The sequence below is a fragment of the Mycobacterium sp. KBS0706 genome, from assembly GCF_005938675.2.
In the GTDB taxonomy this organism is placed as follows: Bacteria; Pseudomonadota; Alphaproteobacteria; order DSM-16000; family Inquilinaceae; genus Inquilinus.
Map to the genome: position 1 here is coordinate 52,210 of NZ_VCCH02000019.1, position 16,239 is coordinate 68,448.

19 protein-coding genes are annotated in these 16,239 nt (G+C 72.7%); 14 read left to right on the forward strand and 5 right to left on the reverse strand.

The genetic code is table 11. From position 1 onward, the window contains the following. Positions 1-2: 2 nt before the first annotated feature. Genes FFK22_RS12860 through fhuB form a run of 3 tightly spaced genes read left to right on the forward strand, consistent with a single transcriptional unit; the run spans position 3 to position 2,814 of the window. Positions 3-845: an ABC transporter substrate-binding protein gene (locus tag FFK22_RS12860; protein WP_138891254.1), complete on the forward strand. Its 843-nt coding sequence runs from the start codon at positions 3-5 to the stop codon at positions 843-845. After that, positions 842-1,282, forward strand: a complete 441-nt coding sequence (locus FFK22_RS43825; protein ID WP_221938562.1) for an iron chelate uptake ABC transporter family permease subunit — start codon at positions 842-844, stop codon at positions 1,280-1,282. The genes FFK22_RS12860 and FFK22_RS43825 overlap by 4 nt, the downstream gene beginning before the upstream one ends. Beyond that, positions 1,189-2,814, forward strand: coding sequence for a Fe(3+)-hydroxamate ABC transporter permease FhuB (gene fhuB, locus FFK22_RS12865; protein ID WP_306770106.1), 1,626 nt, complete (start codon positions 1,189-1,191; stop codon positions 2,812-2,814). Before FFK22_RS43825 ends, fhuB begins: the two co-directional genes overlap by 94 nt. Here fhuB and pbpC read toward each other — a convergent pair. Next, entirely contained in the window at positions 2,811-4,934 is a 2,124-nt protein-coding gene (pbpC, locus tag FFK22_RS12870; RefSeq protein ID WP_138891255.1) for a penicillin-binding protein 1C, read from the reverse strand. The genes fhuB and pbpC overlap by 4 nt on opposite strands. Positions 4,935-5,191: 257 nt before the next feature. On the opposite strand from pbpC, the gene FFK22_RS12875 reads away from it, so the two are divergent. Continuing rightward, entirely contained in the window at positions 5,192-6,679 is a 1,488-nt protein-coding gene (locus FFK22_RS12875; protein WP_186002440.1) for a calcium-binding protein, read from the forward strand. 7 nt (positions 6,680-6,686) lie between these two features. On the opposite strand, the gene FFK22_RS12880 is transcribed toward FFK22_RS12875, so the two are convergent. The 3 genes from FFK22_RS12880 to FFK22_RS12890 are packed head-to-tail and all read right to left on the reverse strand — an operon-like array spanning position 6,687 to position 8,410. Then, positions 6,687-7,196: a cupin domain-containing protein gene (locus FFK22_RS12880; RefSeq protein ID WP_138891257.1), complete on the reverse strand. Its 510-nt coding sequence runs from the start codon at positions 7,194-7,196 to the stop codon at positions 6,687-6,689. A gap of 13 nt (positions 7,197-7,209) precedes the next feature. Then, complete coding sequence (locus tag FFK22_RS12885; protein WP_138891258.1) at positions 7,210-7,941, reverse strand: NAD(P)-dependent oxidoreductase; 732 nt, start codon at positions 7,939-7,941, stop codon at positions 7,210-7,212. Positions 7,942-7,957: 16 nt separating this feature from the next. After that, on the reverse strand, positions 7,958-8,410 hold the full coding sequence (locus FFK22_RS12890) for a GNAT family N-acetyltransferase (RefSeq protein WP_138891259.1): 453 nt from the start codon (positions 8,408-8,410) through the stop codon (positions 7,958-7,960). Positions 8,411-8,478: 68 nt separating this feature from the next. Here FFK22_RS12890 and FFK22_RS12895 point away from each other — a divergent pair, with 68 nt between their 5' ends. Further along, positions 8,479-8,970 (forward strand): MarR family winged helix-turn-helix transcriptional regulator, encoded by a 492-nt coding sequence (locus FFK22_RS12895; protein WP_138891260.1) that lies wholly within the window; start codon positions 8,479-8,481, stop codon positions 8,968-8,970. Here FFK22_RS12895 and FFK22_RS12900 read toward each other — a convergent pair. Then, complete coding sequence (locus FFK22_RS12900; RefSeq protein ID WP_138891261.1) at positions 8,967-9,590, reverse strand: hypothetical protein; 624 nt, start codon at positions 9,588-9,590, stop codon at positions 8,967-8,969. The two genes, FFK22_RS12895 and FFK22_RS12900, sit on opposite strands and share 4 nt — an antisense overlap. Before the next feature lie 74 nt (positions 9,591-9,664). Between FFK22_RS12900 and FFK22_RS12905 the strand changes: the two genes are divergently transcribed. The 9 genes from FFK22_RS12905 (at position 9,665) to FFK22_RS12945 (ending at position 16,195) form a co-directional block, all read left to right on the forward strand. After that, on the forward strand, positions 9,665-10,213 hold the full coding sequence (locus tag FFK22_RS12905; protein ID WP_138891262.1) for a TetR/AcrR family transcriptional regulator: 549 nt from the start codon (positions 9,665-9,667) through the stop codon (positions 10,211-10,213). A gap of 25 nt (positions 10,214-10,238) precedes the next feature. After that, the gene (gene sugE, locus FFK22_RS12910) at positions 10,239-10,559 is read left to right on the forward strand and encodes a quaternary ammonium compound efflux SMR transporter SugE (RefSeq protein WP_138891263.1); all 321 of its coding nucleotides are present in this window, start codon (positions 10,239-10,241) and stop codon (positions 10,557-10,559) included. 10 nt (positions 10,560-10,569) lie between these two features. Continuing rightward, complete coding sequence (locus FFK22_RS12915) at positions 10,570-10,890, forward strand: multidrug efflux SMR transporter (RefSeq protein ID WP_138891264.1); 321 nt, start codon at positions 10,570-10,572, stop codon at positions 10,888-10,890. A gap of 73 nt (positions 10,891-10,963) precedes the next feature. Further along, positions 10,964-12,010 carry a pseudaminic acid synthase gene (pseI, locus tag FFK22_RS12920; RefSeq protein WP_138891265.1) on the forward strand — a complete coding sequence of 349 codons (1,047 nt, stop codon included), beginning with the start codon at positions 10,964-10,966 and terminating at the stop codon, positions 12,008-12,010. Positions 12,011-12,017: 7 nt separating this feature from the next. After that, positions 12,018-13,409 carry an FGGY-family carbohydrate kinase gene (locus FFK22_RS12925; RefSeq protein ID WP_138891266.1) on the forward strand — a complete coding sequence of 464 codons (1,392 nt, stop codon included), beginning with the start codon at positions 12,018-12,020 and terminating at the stop codon, positions 13,407-13,409. Positions 13,410-13,456: 47 nt separating this feature from the next. Further along, positions 13,457-14,158 carry a class II aldolase/adducin family protein gene (locus FFK22_RS12930; RefSeq protein ID WP_138891267.1) on the forward strand — a complete coding sequence of 234 codons (702 nt, stop codon included), beginning with the start codon at positions 13,457-13,459 and terminating at the stop codon, positions 14,156-14,158. A 17-nt stretch (positions 14,159-14,175) separates the two neighbouring features. Next, positions 14,176-14,922: a lysozyme inhibitor LprI family protein gene (locus tag FFK22_RS12935; RefSeq protein ID WP_138891268.1), complete on the forward strand. Its 747-nt coding sequence runs from the start codon at positions 14,176-14,178 to the stop codon at positions 14,920-14,922. After that, a complete protein-coding gene (locus FFK22_RS12940) occupies positions 14,919-15,599 on the forward strand; it encodes a lysozyme inhibitor LprI family protein (protein WP_138891269.1) in 681 nt (226 codons plus the stop codon). The genes FFK22_RS12935 and FFK22_RS12940 overlap by 4 nt, the downstream gene beginning before the upstream one ends. Positions 15,600-15,730: 131 nt before the next feature. Beyond that, positions 15,731-16,195, forward strand: a complete 465-nt coding sequence (locus FFK22_RS12945) for a PRC-barrel domain-containing protein (protein WP_138891270.1) — start codon at positions 15,731-15,733, stop codon at positions 16,193-16,195. The last annotated feature ends 44 nt before the right edge of the window (positions 16,196-16,239 follow it).

The window sequence follows — 16,239 nt, forward strand, 5'->3', positions numbered from 1 at the left end:
CGATGCCGACCCGGCGCGCCCTGCTGGCCACGGCCGCGGGCCTGGCGCTGCGCCCGGCCCGCGCGGCGGCGCCGATGCGGCTGGCCTGCCTGGAATGGACCTCGGCCGAGATGCTGCTGTCGCTCGGCGTCGCGCCGATGGCGGTCTGCGACACCAAGGGCTATCGCGACTGGGTGCTGGCGCCGGAGCCGCCGGCCGGCACCATCGACCTCGGCTCCCGCGGCGAGCCGAATCTGGAGCTGCTGCAGGCGCTGAAGCCGGAGCTGATCCTGGCGGTGTTCGACAGCGGCTTCGAGCGGGCCGACTTCGCCCCCTATGCGCCGCTGTTCGACGTGCCGTTCCACAGCGGCGCCCCCTATCAGGGCGCGCAGGAGGAGACGCGGCGGCTGGGCGAGCGCATCGGCCGCGCCGGCGAGGCCGACGCGCTGATCGCGCGGACCGAGGCCGAGATCGCCGCCGCCCGCGCCAGGCTGCGACATGACCCGGACGTGCCGGTCTGCCCCTTCTCCTTCTTCGACGACCGGCATCTGCGGATCTATGGCGGCGGGCTGCTGCAGGACGTGCTGGTCCGGCTGGGCCTACGCAACGCCTGGGCCGGCCCGGTCAACGACTGGGGCATCGCCACCGTCGGGCTGGAGCAGCTGGCGACGATCGGCGAGGCCCGGCTGGTGTGCCTGGAGCCGATCCCCCCGCATGCCCGCCGGCTGATGGCCGAAAGCACGCTGTGGGCCCATCTGCCGGCGGTCCGGCGCGGCCCGATGGCGGTGATCCCGACCGTCTGGCCGTTCGGCGGCCTGGCCGCGGCCTCCCGCTTCGCCGGGCTGCTGGCCGAGCGGCTGGCATGACCGCCGTGGCGCTCCCGGCACCGGCGCGGCGCGGCTGGCCGGTGGCCCTGCTGGTGATCGCCGCCGTGGCCCTGACGGTGTGGAGCGCGACGGCGCTGCTGCCGCCCGGGCTGTGGCTGGCGGCGTCGTGGTCGCCCGACCTGACCGATCCCGGCCAGCTGCTGTTCCGCCATGCCTTCCTGCCGCGGCTCGCCGTCTCCTGGCTGGCCGGGGCGGCGCTGGGCCTGGCCGGCACGATCTTCCAGCAGGTGCTGCGCAACCCGCTGGCCGAACCGACCACGCTCGCACCTCGGCCGGCGCCGGGCTGGCGCTGGCCGCCGCCGGCCTGTACGCCCCGGCGCTACTGGCGCATGGCCGCGAGGGCGTGGCCCTGGCCGGCGCCGCCCTGGCCACCCTCGCCGTGTTCGGCCTGGCCGGGCGCCGCCTGGCGCCGATGACGCTGATCCTGGCCGGGCTGGTGGTCAGCCTGACCTGCGGGTCGGCCGGCGCCCTGCTGGTCCTGCTGCACCGCGAGTACATGACCGAGCTGTTCATGTGGCAGAGCGGGTCGCTGGTCCAGACCGGCGACGCCACGGCGCTGGCGCTGCTGCCGCGGCTGGCGGCGGCGGCGGTGCTGGCGGCACTGCTGGCCCGGCCGCTGGCGCTGCTGGAGCTGGAGGATGCCGGCGCCGCCGGGCTGGGCCTGTCGCCGGCCCGCACCCGCCTGGCCGGGCTGGCGGTCGCGGTGGGGCTGAGCGCCGCGGTGGTCACGGCGGTCGGGGTGATCGGCTTCGTCGGCCTGGCCGCCCCGGCGATGGCGCGGCTGTGCGGTGCCCGCACCCTGCGGCAGCGGCTGGCCGCGGCGCCGCTGGCCGGGGCGCTGCTGCTGTGGCTGGCCGACCAGCTTGCGCAGCATGCCCCTTTCGCCGACGAGATCCCGGCCGGAACGGTCACGGCGCTGCTCGGCGCGCCGCTGCTGCTGGCGCTGCTGCCGCGGCTGCGCCTGGCCGGGAGCACCGCCCCGACCGCCCCGTCGCGCGACCGGACCGGCCGCCCTGCCTTGTGGCTGGGTCTCGGGCTGGCGCTGCTGGTGATCGCCACGGCGGCGGCGCTGCTGTTCGGGCGCGACGCCGACGGATGGGGGTGGGCCGCCGACGTGCCCGCCCTGCTGCCGCTGCGGGCACCCCGCGCGGCCACCGCGCTCTTCGCCGGGGCGGTGCTGGGCATGGCCGGCACGCTGCTGCAGCGCATGACCGGCAATCCGATGGCGGCGCCGGAGATGCTGGGCATCTCGGCCGGCGCCTCGACCGGCGTGGTCCTGCTGCTGCTGGCGGTGCCCGGCTTCGACCGCTTCGCCACCCTGGCCGCCGCCGCGGTCGGGGCGCTGGCGACGCTGGCGGTGCTGCTGCTGATCGCCCGCCGCCCGTCGGCCGCGCCGGAGCGGCTGCTGCTGGCCGGGGTGGCGCTGGCGACCATGTTCTCCGGCCTCGCCGCGGTGGTGCTGGCCGGCGACGACCCGCGGGTCGACCGGCTGCTGGCCTGGATGTCCGGCTCGACCTACCACGCCGGCCTGCCCGAGACCGCGGTCGCCGCCATGGCCGCCGTGGCGATGCTGGCCCTGGCGCCGCTGACCGCGCGCTGGCTGGAGATCCTGCCGCTGGGCGCTACCCCAGCCCGCGCTTTGGGGCTGGACCCGGCCCGGGCCCGGCTGGCGCTGCTGCCGCTGGTGGCGGTGCCAGTGGCGGCGGCAACCCTGGCGATCGGCCCCTTGAGCTTCGTCGGGCTGATGGCGCCGCACATGGCGCGGCTGGCCGGCTTCCGCCGGGCCTTGCCGCAGCTGCTGGCCTCGGCCCTGGCCGGCGCCCTGATCCTGCTGCTCGCCGACTGGCTGGGCCGCACCCTGATCTTCCCCTGGCAGGTCCCGGCCGGGCTGCTGGCCGCCTTCATCGGCGGGCCATACCTGCTGTGGCTGCTGCGGCGCGGAGCCTAGCGCAGCCACACCCGCGCCGTGGCCGTCGCTCCGGTGGCGTCGATCACGGTGATCTGGGCGGCGCCCGGGCCGGGCGGGGTCCAGTCGGCATCGCGCTTCAGCGGCGAGGACGGGATCGGCCTGCCGTCGACCATCCACAGGAACGGCCGGCGCCCGCCGATGGCGACCAGGGACAGCGAGGCGAAGCGGTCGCCGTCGCGCGGCCGTTCCACCGCCGCGCCGTCGGCCGGGAAGGCGATCGACAGCGGCTCGATTCCGGCCAGCGACGGCAGCGGCGCCAGCGTGACCGGGCCGGCGGCCAGACGCTTCAGCCGCGGCGGCAGGTCTTCCGCCCGCACCACCGGGGTGCCGGACGGCGCCGGGCCGACCACGTCGCGGGCCGGCGGCGGCAGCAGGGCGAAGGCGCGGAACAGCAGTGGCGCGGCGGTGTTGCGGCCGAAGCGGTCGGGGCTGGGCGACCCGTCAGGCCGGCCGACCCAGATGCCGATCGTGTGCTCGGCGTCGAAGCCGATCGCCCAGGCGTCGCGGAAGCCGTAGGAGGTGCCGGTCTTGAAGGCGATGCGGCGGCCGTCGCGCATCAGCCCTGGATCGGCCATGGCCACCGGCGGCGGGGCCGAAGCGAGAATGTCGGTGACGTACCAGGCCGCGGAGGGGTCGAGGATATGCGGCCCGTCATTGCCGGAGGGCGGGGCGTCGGCGCGCCAGACCAAATCGGGCAGGACGCCGCCACGGGCGATGCCGGCATAGAGGCGGACGAGGTCGAGCAGCGTGGTGCCGCCGCCGCCCAGCGCCACGGCCAGGCTGGGCAGCACCGTCGGGTCGTCGAAGCGCAGCGGCGCGCCGGCCTGGCGCAGCCGGGCGGCGAAACGGGCCGGGCCGACATGGTCCAGCATCTGCACCGCCGGGATGTTCAGCGACCGCTGCAGCGCCTCGCGCACCGAAACCTCGCCGGAATAGCCGGGGTCGAAATTGGTCGGGGCGTAGTCGCCGAAGCGCATCGGCAGGTCCAGCACCACCGTCTCCGGCAGGATGATGCGGTCCTCGAACCCCATGCCGTAGATGAAGGGCTTCAGCGCCGAGCCGGGCGAGCGCACGGCGCGGGCGAGGTCCATCTGGCCGTCGCGCCGCTCCTCGAAGAAGGTGCCAGAGCCGAGATAGCCGACCACCCGCCCGGTCGCGTTCTCGACCACCACCGCGGCCAGGTTGCTGCTGGCGTCGAGGCCGCGCAGCGACCGGTCGGCCAGCTCCTCCAGCCCCGCCTGCAGCCGGCCGTCGATGGTGCTGCGCAGCACCTCCTGGCCACGATTCTCGGCCAGCAGCCGCTCCGCCAGATGCGGCGCCCGGAACGGCAGCGGCTGGCGCATGGCAGGGGTCGGCTGCTCGGTCGCCTCGCGCGCCGCCTCCGGGTCCAGCGCCCCGGCCGCGGCGACGCGCAGCAGCACCCGGTCGCGGGCGTGGCGGGCCGCCTGCGGGAAGCGGTCGGGCCGCAGCCGGGTGGGCGATTGCGGCAGCGCCACCAGCAGCGCCGCCTCGCCCGGCGTCAGCAGCTTCGGCTCCTTGCCGAAATAGGCCAGCGAGGCGGCGCGCACGCCTTCGAGATTGCCGCCGAACGGTGCGAGGGTCAGGTAGATGCCGAGGATCTCGTCCTTCGAGTAATGCGCCTCGAGCTGGAGCGCCCGCGCCATCTCGATCAGCTTGGAGCCGAGGGTGCGCGGCCGCGGCTCCAACAGCCGCACCGCCTGCATCGTCAGGGTCGAGGCGCCGGAGACGACGCCGCCGTGCCGGACCATCTGGCCGAAGGCGCGGGCGGTCGACAGCGGGTCGACGCCGAGATGCTCGCGGAAGCGCTTGTCCTCATAGGCCTGCAGCAAGGCGAGGTAGAGCGGCGACACGTCCGCAACCGTCGCCCGCAGCCGCCAGGTGCCGTCGCGGGCGGTGAAGGCGCGCAGCAGTTGCCCATCCTTGTCGAGCACGATGGCGGAGCGGTCGAGATAGCGGTCGAGCGCCGGCGGGTAGCGCGCATCGAGCCACAGCGCGGCGCCGACGACTAGCGCGGCGAGGGCGATGCCTGCCCCCGCCCCGATCGCGATCCGCCGCCAGAGTGCCCGTGCCGTCGTCATCTCGACATTCTAGCGCAGCCGGTGGCGGATTGATGGCTGAAGAGAAGCGGATCCTTTGGTCCATCCGAGCGATTCCGCTGGATTCCGGCTCCGACGTCGCGTTCTCTCTATCCGGAGATTCTGCAGTGGGGGTTCAGGGCGCTCGACCGGCAGGCTGATGTCTCGAGCCGGCGCTCCACGGCATCCCACCCTATCCCGACTTCATGCCGATCCGTGACGGCGTCACGGGCCGCGAATCTGTGCGGAGATCATTCGAGATGGCGGATTTTACCGGAACAGCAGGCGCCGATTTCTACCCCGGTACGGCCGACGCGGACACCGTCAGCGGCCTGGGCGGCAACGATGTGCTCGAAGGCGCCGGCGGCAACGACACGATCAACGGCGACGACGGGGACGACCAACTCACCGGAGCTGCCGGAGACGACATCCTCCACGGCGGCGCCGATCAGGACATTCTCGGCGGCGGGGACGGCAGCGACAGCCTCAACGGCGATGACGGCAACGACACCCTCGTCGGCGCCGCGGGGGCCGATGTGCTCAATGGCGGCAGCGGCAACGACTTCGTCGACTACTTCAGCTCGCCGGCGGCCGTGACCATCGACCTCGAGTCCGGTGGTGCCGGGATCGGCGGCGATGCCGCCGGGGATACGTATTCGGGTATCGAATATCTGAACGGCAGCAACTTCGACGACATGCTTCGGGGCGATTCGGGCAGCAACCAGCTCTGGGGCTGGGACGGCGACGACGTGCTGTCGGCCGCCGGCGGCGACGACCTCGTCAACGCCGGTGCGGGCGCGGACCTGCTCCGCGGCGATGACGGCAATGACGTCCTGAACGGGGGAGACGGCAATGACCGGCTCGTCGGCGGCGCCGGAGCCGACGCGCTCGGCGGCGGGGTCGGCATCGATACCGCCGACTACAGCGGCTCCTCGGCGGCCGTGACGGTCAATCTCGCAGCCGGCACCGGGGTCGGCGGAGATGCCGAGGGCGACACGCTGCAGTTGATCGAGAACCTCGTCGGCTCCGCCTTCGCCGACCGCCTCACCGGCAGCGCGGCCGCCAATGTGCTCGACGGCGGCGCCGGCGACGACACGCTCCGCAGCGGCGCGGGCGCGGACCAGCTGATCGGCGACGACGGCAATGACATCATCGAGGCCGGGGCCGGGGCCGACAGCATCAACGGCGGGGCCGGCATTGACACGGCGAACTATGCCGGTTCTGCCCAGGGTGTGGCCGCCCACCTCCAGGCCAGCCTCGGCCGCGACGGCGATGCCGAGGGCGACACGCTGACCGGCATCGAGCAAGTCGTGGGCTCCGCCTTTGCCGACAACCTGACCGGCAACTCCGGGAACAACACCTTCTGGGGCGGGGACGGGAACGACCGGCTCGTCGGCGGCATCGGCGCCGATGTGCTGAAGGGCGGGGCCGGAGACGACCGCTTCGTCTATACCTGGATCGGCGAAAGCACCGTCGCGGCATCCGGCAAGGACTTGATCGCGGATTTCTCGGCTGGCGACAAGATCGACCTGTCGCCGATCGACATCGACGGCGATCCGGACAACGGCGACAGCGCCTTCACCTTCGGCACCGGCGGCTTCACCGGCACCGCGGGCGAGGTGCGGGTGGTGAATTTCGGCGACGGCCGCCAGGGCGTCTATCTCGACGCCAACGGCGACAAGCAGCCGGATTCGATCATCACCATCTATGCCGACCACGCCCTCGCGGCGGCGGATTTCGTGCTGTAGCCCCGGCCTACTGCTCCGGGATCACCAGCGGGCCGCAATTGTCGTCGGCGACGAAGACGGCGAGGATCTGCGCCGGCTCGGCGGCGCTGGCGTTCTCGGCGAAGAGGTGCAGCGCCCCCGGCGGCTCGAACCAGGTGGCGCCGGGGCCGTAGAGCTGGGGCGGGCTGCCGGCGAGCTGCGAGCGCACCGCGCCCCTGATCACGAAGGCTGTGACCGAGCCGGGATGGCGGTGCGCCGGGGTGTAGGCGCCAGGCGGGAAGTCGACCGTGACGGTGGTGATCGACTTGCCGGGCACGTTCGGCAGCGCCTCGCAGGACAGTGGCTTGACCACCGTCGCCGGCCGGGCGCCCGGCACCGCGCCGGGCTCGGCCTGGGCGTGGAGATGAGCCGGCATCGCGGGAGCCGTAGCGGGGACATCGGCTGGCCGGATCCCCCACAGCGCCGCGAGCGCCGCCGCGCCGCCGGCCACCAGCAGCACCAGCCGCATCGGCTGCGGGCCGGGATGCAAAGCGGACATCGTCTTCCTCCCTTCAGCCCGGCAGCCGGAACCCGGCATCCCAGCCGAGCTCGCGCACCGCCTTCTCGACCAAGGCCGGGCCGCCCGGCTCGGCGATGTTGAAGATGCCGCGGCGGCCGCGGTCGACCCCCAGCAACGCTGCCTGCGCCGCGGCGTCGACATGCACCGCGCCCGGCCCCGGCGGCGCGTCGATGCCGGTGCCGGGACCGTAGAATTGGCCATAGCGCAGCACGATGCCCTCGAATGGCGGGGTGTGCAGCACCTGCGCCTCCAGCGCCGCCACGCCGTCGATGCTGGCCCGCCGCGGGTTGTCGGGCGACCGGTCGAGCGGATGGTCCTCGGCATAGGGTGGCGTGCCCGGCGCGTAGACCCAGGCGATGCTCTGGGCGATCAGCCGGCGGATTCCCGCCTCCCGCGCCGCCGCGACGAGGTTGCGCGTGCCCTCGCTGCGGATCCGGGCGTTGCGCGGCGCCGCCTCGGCCATGCGCGCCGGGTCGAGGCCGGGCGGCAGGTCGGTCAGCTGGTGGATCACGATGTCCGGCCGCGCCGGCGCGACGGCGCGAGTGAGGGCTGTGGCGTCGAACACGTCGACCACCACCGGCTCGGCGCCGAGGCGGGCCAGCATCTCGACCTTGGCCGGGTCGCGCGTGGTGCCGAAGACGTGGTGCCCGGCCTGGCTCAGCAGCGGCACCAGGCGGCGGCCGACGGCGCCGCCGGCACCGGCGAGAAAGATCCTGAACGGCATCGAGTCCTCCTGTCGTCTAAGCCAGCTTCAGGCCGAAGCGCAGCGCGGTCGCGAGCAGGCCGCAGCGGTAGTAGAAGCGGTGGCCCAGCACATTGGTCAGCGGGGTGTCGAGCACCAGCCGGGCGCAGCCGAAGGCCCGCCCCTCCTCCGCCAGCCAGTCCATCAGCCGGGCGCCGTGGCCACCGCTGCGCTCGGCCTCGTCGGTGACCAGGTCGTCGACATAGAGATGCGGGCCGTAGACCAGGTTCTCCTGCACCCGGAAGCCGGCCAGCGCGACCGGCCTGGCGCCGCGCCACAGCGCGACCAGCCGGTATCCGGCGGCGGCCTGGAAGCGCCAGCGCGCCACCAGCTCGGCCTCCGACTCCAGATGCGGCCGCAGCTGCCGCATCAGCTTCCAGCAAGCGGTGACGGCGGGCTCGTCCTCGACGAGGCGGAGTTCGACGGTTTCGGCATCGGGAGCGGCCGACATGGCGATGGCCCTTTCGGGGGAGTCGGGATAGTATCAGAGCACGAACAACATATGAGAGCTCTGATACAATGGTCAAGCACGGCGAGGGCCCGGCGATTCCGCATCCGGGCGAGGGCAAGCGGGGCGAGGCGGGGTATTTCGGCTATCTGCTGCGCCAGGCCAGCGGCACCTACCGGCTGCGGATGGAACGCGCGCTGGCCGACCTGGAGGTGACGCCGCCGCAATTCACCATCATGACCATGGTCGCGGCCTATCCCGGCCTGTCCGGCGCCGACCTGGCGCGGTTGACCCTGCTGACGCCGCAGACGGTCAGCGTCATCGTCGCCAATCTGGAACGCGCCGGGTCGGTGGCGCGGCGGCCGCATCCGGTGCATGGCCGCATTCTGACCCTGGAGATCACCGAGAGTGGCAAGGCGCTGCTTGGCCGCTGCCGCGAGCGGGTGCAGGTGCTGGAACGGGCGCTGGCCGCCGGGCTGTCGCCGCAGGAGGAGGCGGTGATTCGCCGCTGGCTCGTGGCCGTGGCGGCGGAGGGCGGCGAGGCCGCGGGCGAGACGGACTAAGTCGCCGACGGATGCAGCAGGGGCCGGTAGCCGGCAGCGAGGACGGCGACGCTGGGCAGCGGCGTCAGCAGGCCGACCGGGCCGGAGGGCCGCGCCCGGCCCTCGCTATAGCCTGAGGGCGACCACCGGCGGAGACCGTCGCCCAACACCAGCCAGGCGCCTCCGGGATCGTCGGGCAGCGCCACCATGGCTCCGTCCGGCAGATTCGCCGCCGGGTGCGGCACCACGCGCTGGCGGCGGGTGGCGGGGTCGATCCGGGCGGGATGCAGCACCCGGTCCATGGCGTCGGCCAGCGGCGGCGTCGCCAGCCCCGCGGCCCGGGCCCAGGCGGCGCGCCAGGCGTTGTAGGCCTCGCGCCGGCATTCGGCGCAGGGCCGGTGCCCGGCGGCGATCGCCACCGCCTCGTCCAGGAAGAACAGATGGGTCCAGCGGTTCGGCTGCATCACCGGCCGCCACCAGCCCTTGAATTCCAGCCGGCAGCAGATCCAGCGCGTGGTCGACCACGGCCGGCGGATGCGGCCCTCGGCATCGTGGATCACGCCGCGATTGCCCAGCATCGTGCCGCGGGCGGGGTCGGCGACGATCTCGCCGAAGGGCGTGACGCGGTTGCGATGGGCCATGCGGCATCATCGCATGGCCGCGATGCCCTGCCATCGGCTTGCGACTATACCGACCGGTCGGTATAGTAACTTTCATGAGCACGCCAGACACCAAGATCCGGATTCTGACCGCCGCCGAGCAGGTGGTGCTGGAGCGTGGCGTCCCGGCCCTGACGCTGGATGCCGTCGCCGAGGCCGCCGGCCTGAGCAAGGGCGGGCTGATCTATCACTTCGAGAGCAAGGAGGCGCTGATCCGCGCCATGATCGCGCGGATCGGCACCTGCATGCAGGAGCGGATGGACAGGCTGACCGCAGCGGACGGAAAGCCGGGCACATGGACCCGCGCCTATCTGGGCGCCGCGTTTCCGCCGGCCGGTACCCCGGACGACCAGGATGCGATGCGGGAGGCGGCGCTGATCGCCGCCCTGGGCTACGACCCGGCGCTGCTGGCGCCCTATGCCGCGCAATATTCTGAATGGGTGGCGCAGCAGCGGTCGGACGGGATCGACCCGGTCCTGGCCGCCATCGTCCGGCTGGCGGCGGACGGGCTGTGGCTGAACGAGGTGTTCGGCATCCGCGCCGTCGACCCGGGGGACCGGGCGGCGGTGCTGCAGCGCCTGGACGCGATGACGCGCGGCGCCTGACTTTCAATCCTGAGGAGTTTCCACCATGGCTTGGGTGATCCTGATCATCGCCGGGCTGTTCGAGATCGGCTGGGCGATCGGCCTGAAATACACCGAGGGCTTCAGCCGGCTGTGGCTCAGCCTGGGCACCGCGGCGGCGATGATCGTCAGCCTGGTGCTGCTGGGCCTGGCGCTGAAGGACCTGCCGATCGGCACCGCCTATGCGGTCTGGACCGGCGTCGGCGCGGTCGGCACCGCGATCCTCGGCATCTACCTGTTCGGCGAATCGGCCGATTTCGCCCGGCTGGCCTGCATCGGCCTGATCGTCGCCGGGATCATCGGGCTGAAGCTGGTCACCCCGCACTGAGGGCCGCCCGATGACCTGGATCCTGCTGTTCGCCGCGATCGGCTTCGAGGTCGCCGGCACGCTCTGCATGAAGCTGTCGGACGGGTTCCGCAACCTGCTGCCTTCGGCGCTGATCTTCGTGTTCTACGCCGCCGCGTTCGGCTGCCTGACCCTGACCCTGAAGCGGATGGATCTCAGCCTGGCCTATGCGATCTGGGCCGGGGTCGGCACCGCCCTGACCGTGGCGATCGGCGTGCTGTGGTTCCAGGAGGCGATGACCACGCTGAAGCTGGCCTCGGTCGCCCTGGTGATCGCCGGCGTCGTCGGCATGAACCTCGGCGGAGCGCATTGACGAAGGGCTGGAATTCCTGACCCAGCTGGGCTCAACTGGCGCCGTTTCAGCAAGCCATGCCAGGGTCGCCCGCATGCAGGAGATATCCATCGCCGGCCGCCGGATCGGCCCCGACCACCCGCCCTATGTGATCTGCGAGCTGTCGGGCAACCACAATGGCGAGCTGGCCCGGGCGCTCAGGATGATCGAGGCGGCCAAGGCCACCGGCGCCGACGCGGTGAAGCTGCAGACCTACACCGCCGACACCATCACCCTGGACCATGACGGCGACCAGTTCCGGATCAAGGGCGGGCTGTGGGACGGGCAGCGGTTGTACGACCTGTACCAGGAGGCCTCGACCCCCTGGGACTGGCACGAGGCGCTGTTCGCCAAGGGGCGCGAGCTGGGCATCACCGTCTTCTCCAGCCCCTTCGACAAGACCGCGGTCGACCTGCTGGAGGGCTTGGGCGCCCCGGCCTACAAGGTCGCGTCCTTCGAGGTCGTGGACCTGCCGCTGGTCGAGTACATTGCCAGCAAGAAGAAGCCGATGATCATCTCCACCGGCCTCGCCAATCTCGGCGAGATCCAGGAGGTGATCACCACCGCGCGCAAGAGCGGCGCCGACGGGCTGGTGGTGCTGCACTGCATCAGCGCCTATCCGGCGCCGATGGAGGATGCCAATCTGCGCACCATCCCGAACCTGGCCGAGACCTTCGGGGTGATCAGCGGCCTGTCCGACCACACCATGGGCACCGCCGCCGCGGTCGCCGCGGTGGCGCTGGGCGGATCGGTGATCGAGAAACACTTCACGTTGGCCCGCGCCGATGGCGGCCCGGACTCGGCCTTCTCGCTGGAGCCGGCCGAGTTCACCCGGCTGGTCGAAGACTGCAAGGGCGCCTGGGCGGCGCTGGGTCGCATCCGCTACGACCTCAAGGGCTCCGAGGCCGGCAATATCGTCTATCGCCGCTCGCTGTACGTCACCCGCGACGTCAAGGCCGGCGAGACGCTGAGCGAGGCCAATGTTCGCTCGATCCGCCCGGGCTACGGCCTGGCGCCGAAGCACCTGCCGGAGGTGCTGGGCCGCCGCGCCGCCCGCGACCTCGCCCGCGGCGAGCCCTTCGCCTGGTCGATGGTGGAATAGGGCGCGCATGTCCGTCGTCGCGGTGCTCGATGTCGGCAAGACCAATCTGAAGCTGCTCGCGGCCACGCCGGAGGGCGCGGTGCTGGAGGCGGTACGCACCCGCAACCTGTCGCGGCCCGGCCCGCCCTACCTGCATGTCGACCTGGCGGCGATCGAGCGCTGGCTGCTGGGCGCGCTGGCCGACCTGGCCCGCCGCCACCGCCTGGCCGCCTTCGTCGCCACCGGCTACGGCACCAGCGGCATGCTGGTCGACGATGACGGGCCGGTGCTGCCGATGATGGATTACGAGGCCGCGGCGCCGGGCTGGCTGGACCAGGCCTATGCCGCCGAGGGGCCGGACTTCGCCGAGACCGGCTGCCTGGTCGACCCCGGCGCGCATCGCCTGGCCAAGCAGATGCTGTGGCTGGAGCGCGACTTCCCCGACGGTTTCGCCCGCGCCCGCTGGCTCTTGACCCTGCCGCAGTATTTCGCCTGGCGGCTGGGCGGCGTGCCGGCCAGCGAGATCACCACCCTGGCGGCCCAGACCCATCTGTGGAACCCGGCGGCGGGCGAGTTCACCGGCATCGTCGAGCGCCGCGGCTGGAAGCGGCTGATCCCGCCGCGCCGCAACGCCTGGGACGTGCTGGGCACGATCCGGCCCGCCTTCGCCGCCGCGCACGGCCTGCCGACCGACCTGGCCCTGCTGTGCGGCGTGCATGACAGCAACGCCAACTACCACCGCTTCCTGGCCGCCGGGCTGGGCGACGTGCCGCTGCTGTCGACCGGCACCTGGATCATCGGCTTCCGGCCGGGACTGCCGCTGGACCGGCTGGACCAACGCCGCGGCATGGTCGCCAATGTCGATGTCGACGGCCGGCCGATCGGCTGCACCCTGCATATGGGCGGCCGGGAGTGGGAACGGATCGCCGGCCCGGATCCCGCCGAAGCGACGGCGGCCGACCTCGCCGCCCTGGTCGCGTCCGGCACCATGGCGCTGCCGGGCTTCGCCGAGGGCGACGGGCTGTTCCCCGGCCGGGCCGGGCGCGGCGAGATCATCGGCCCGGCGCCGGCGACCCCCGCCGGCCGCGCCGCGCTGGCCACGCTCTACACCGCGCTGAGCTGCAGCACGGCGCTGGACCTGCTTGAGGCGCGCGGCCGGGTGATCGTCGATGGCGGCGTCGCCGCCAACCCGATCTTCGCGCCGCTGCTGGCCGCGCTGCGGCCGGGCGACCGGGTCGAGACCTCGGCGGAATCGGATGGCAGCGCCATCGGCGCGGCGCTGCTGTGGGCCCGCCACCTGGGCCACGCCGCCGCCCGGGTGCCGCTGCGTCTGGCCGCGCCGCTGGCCCTGCCCGGCCTCGCCGCCTATGCCGGACGATGGAGGCTGCTCGCTGGCGCGCCGGGCGTCGCGGCGCTATAGATCGGACGTATCCGCCGCCCACCAAACACCCAGCCGAGGAAACCCCGATGTCCGCCCTCACCCATCTCGCCCTGCGGCAAGGCATCATCGACACCTGCCGCGAGATGAACTCCAGCGGGCTGAACCAGGGCACCTCCGGCAATGTCTCGCACCGGATCGAAGGCGGCATGCTGGTCACCCCGACCAGCCTGCCCTACGCCCAGATGCAGCCCGAGGACATCGTCGAGATGGCCTTCGACGCCAGCTATGACGGCCGCCGCATGCCGTCCTCGGAGTGGCGCTTCCATCGCGACATCCTCAAGAACCGCACCGACGTCAACGTCGTGCTGCACACCCATTCGGTGTTCTCGACCACGCTGGCGGTGCATGAGAAGGGCATCCCCTGCTTCCACTACATGGTCGCGGTGGCCGGCGGCATCGACATCCGCTGCTCGCCCTATGCCTGCTTCGGCACGCAGGAGCTGTCGGACCATGCCCTGAAGGCGCTGGAGGGCCGCACCGCCTGCCTGCTCGGCCATCACGGCCTGATCGTGCTGGCCGAGAGCTTCGCCCAGGCGCTGTGGCGGGCGACCGAGGTCGAGGTGCTGGCGAAGATGTATGTCCACGCTTTGGCGATCGGCGAGCCGCCACGCCTGAGCGAGGCCGAGATGGCCCAGGTGATCGAGCAGATGCGGCGCATGAGCTACGGCCAGGCGCCGGATCTCGACAATGTCGGCGACACGCCGCGCCCGCGCAGCAGCGCCGCCTGAAGGACCTGTTCATCCGGATGAGAGCAGCCCTCGTCGCGCTGGGCCTGGCCGCGCTCTGCCCGGCGCTCGCCGCGGCCGAGGCGCCGTCGCTCGACGCCCAGGTGATCGCGGCGCGGACCGGCCCGCAGAACGAGGTCGCCCTGGTGCTGATGGTGACCGCGGACGGGCTGGACCCGAGCGCCCTGCCGGCCGATGCGGAGGGCTGCGACGGCCGCGGCTATGCCCGGACGGACGACCCGCAGCAGACCGGCTGCTACAGGATCGCGGCGACCGAGAACGGCAAGCCCGTCGGCGGCCTGTCCTACGACCTGATGCTCAACCGCGGCGCCACGACCACCCTGGCGCTGCGCTACCGCACGCCGGTCGAGGGCCGCTTCGCCCGGACGCTGCGGATCGACATCTCCTTCAAGCTGGGGGACGAGGTGGTGCGCAACCGCCCGGCGGAGATCGCCATGGAGGGCATCCCCGGCGACGGCTTCGCCGACCCGGACAACCCCTGGGCGCCGCTCTACGCCTTCCAGGACCGGCGGCTGAACGCGATCTATGACGGCGTGATCTCGAGCCCGAAGGTCGCCGACGACGCCGAGTTGCGCGAGCTGATCGTCCAGGCCGAGCGGGACTGGATCGCGCTCAAGGAAGCGGATTGCGCGGCACCCCTGTCCCCGACGCCGGAAGAGGCGGACCAGTGCCGGACGCTGCACACGGTGGTGCGGATCGACCAGCTGGCGGCGCTGAAGCGCAGCCTGGCCGAGGCCAGGCCATGAGGCGGATCGCGGCCCTGCTGGCGGTGCTGCTGCTTCCCGCCCTGCCGGCGCGGGCGGAGCAGGCGCTGACGCTGGAGGTCCTGTCGGCGAAGCTGGCGCCGGACCGGACCGATGTGCTGCTGCGCCTGGTCGACGACAGCGGCATCGGCGTGCTGCGCCCCGAGGGGCAATGCGACAGCGGCCAGCCCGGGATCGGCGAGGCCGCAAGCGGCTGCTATGCCGTGACCATCGCCGAGAACAGCGCGCCGGTCGCGCGCTATTCCTACCGCATCCTGGAGACCCGCGGCACCGACAGCTTCCTGCTGCTGACCTGGCCGTCGGCCGCCGCGGGCGAACGGCGGGTCAGCCTGCGGATCGATTATAACGGCTTCTACAACCGCGACCCCGAGACGGTGCTGCCGCTGTCCGACGCCGACAACGGCGCGCTGGACCCGGACGACCCGTTCGAGACCCTGCACCGGATCTATGCCGGCAAGCTGAAGGCCTTCGCCGCCGAGCTGGCGGACAACCCGCCGGTCGACGATGCCTTCGCCGCCGAGTGGCGCAAGGCCTTCCTGCCGGCGCAGCGGAGCTGGACGCAGTTCGCCGAGAGCGACTGCGTGGTCGCCGCGCGCCTGTCGGGCGAGCCCGGGCGCAGCCGCTGCCTGGCCGAGCGCGCGATGGACCGGATCGACTAGCTGGAGGGCAGCTACGCGCCGCAGTGACGGTGTGTCGAACGCACTGGTTCTTGCCGCATTCAAGGAACATTGTCCGGCCCCGGACCCTTATTTCGATCCCGCATCCGCGATCGCGAGACTGGAGAAAAGTCATGCGTTCCATCCGTTTGCCCCTGGCCGTCGCCGCCGCCCTTCTGCTGGCCGGCCCGGCTTCCGCCCAGGACATGCAGGACCTGCTGGGCCAGGCCGGCAAGGCCCTCGACCAGGCCGGCCGCCGCGTGCAGCAGGGCTATGAGGACACCGCCAAGGCGATTGACGAAGCCATCGCCAACCCGCAGGACCCGACCCATGGCTCGCTGGCGACCCGGCTGATCCGGTCCGACGTGCTCGATTCGGCGCAGCGCCCGATCGCCGAGGTCGCCGATTTCGTGATCGCGCCGAACGGCCAGGTGCTGCTGGCGATCATCCGCATCGGCGGCACGCTGGGCGTCGGCGGCCGGCTGGTCGCGGCCGATTACGGCCAGCTCGAGCCGGTGCTGGTGAAGGGCCGCCCGGCCTTCGTCTACAGGGGCGACCTCGGCGCCCTGCCGGACTATAAGGTCGCCACCGGCGGCTAGTCCGGCTCTGGCGTTGAAAACCCCCTCCCCCTATCCCCCTCCCG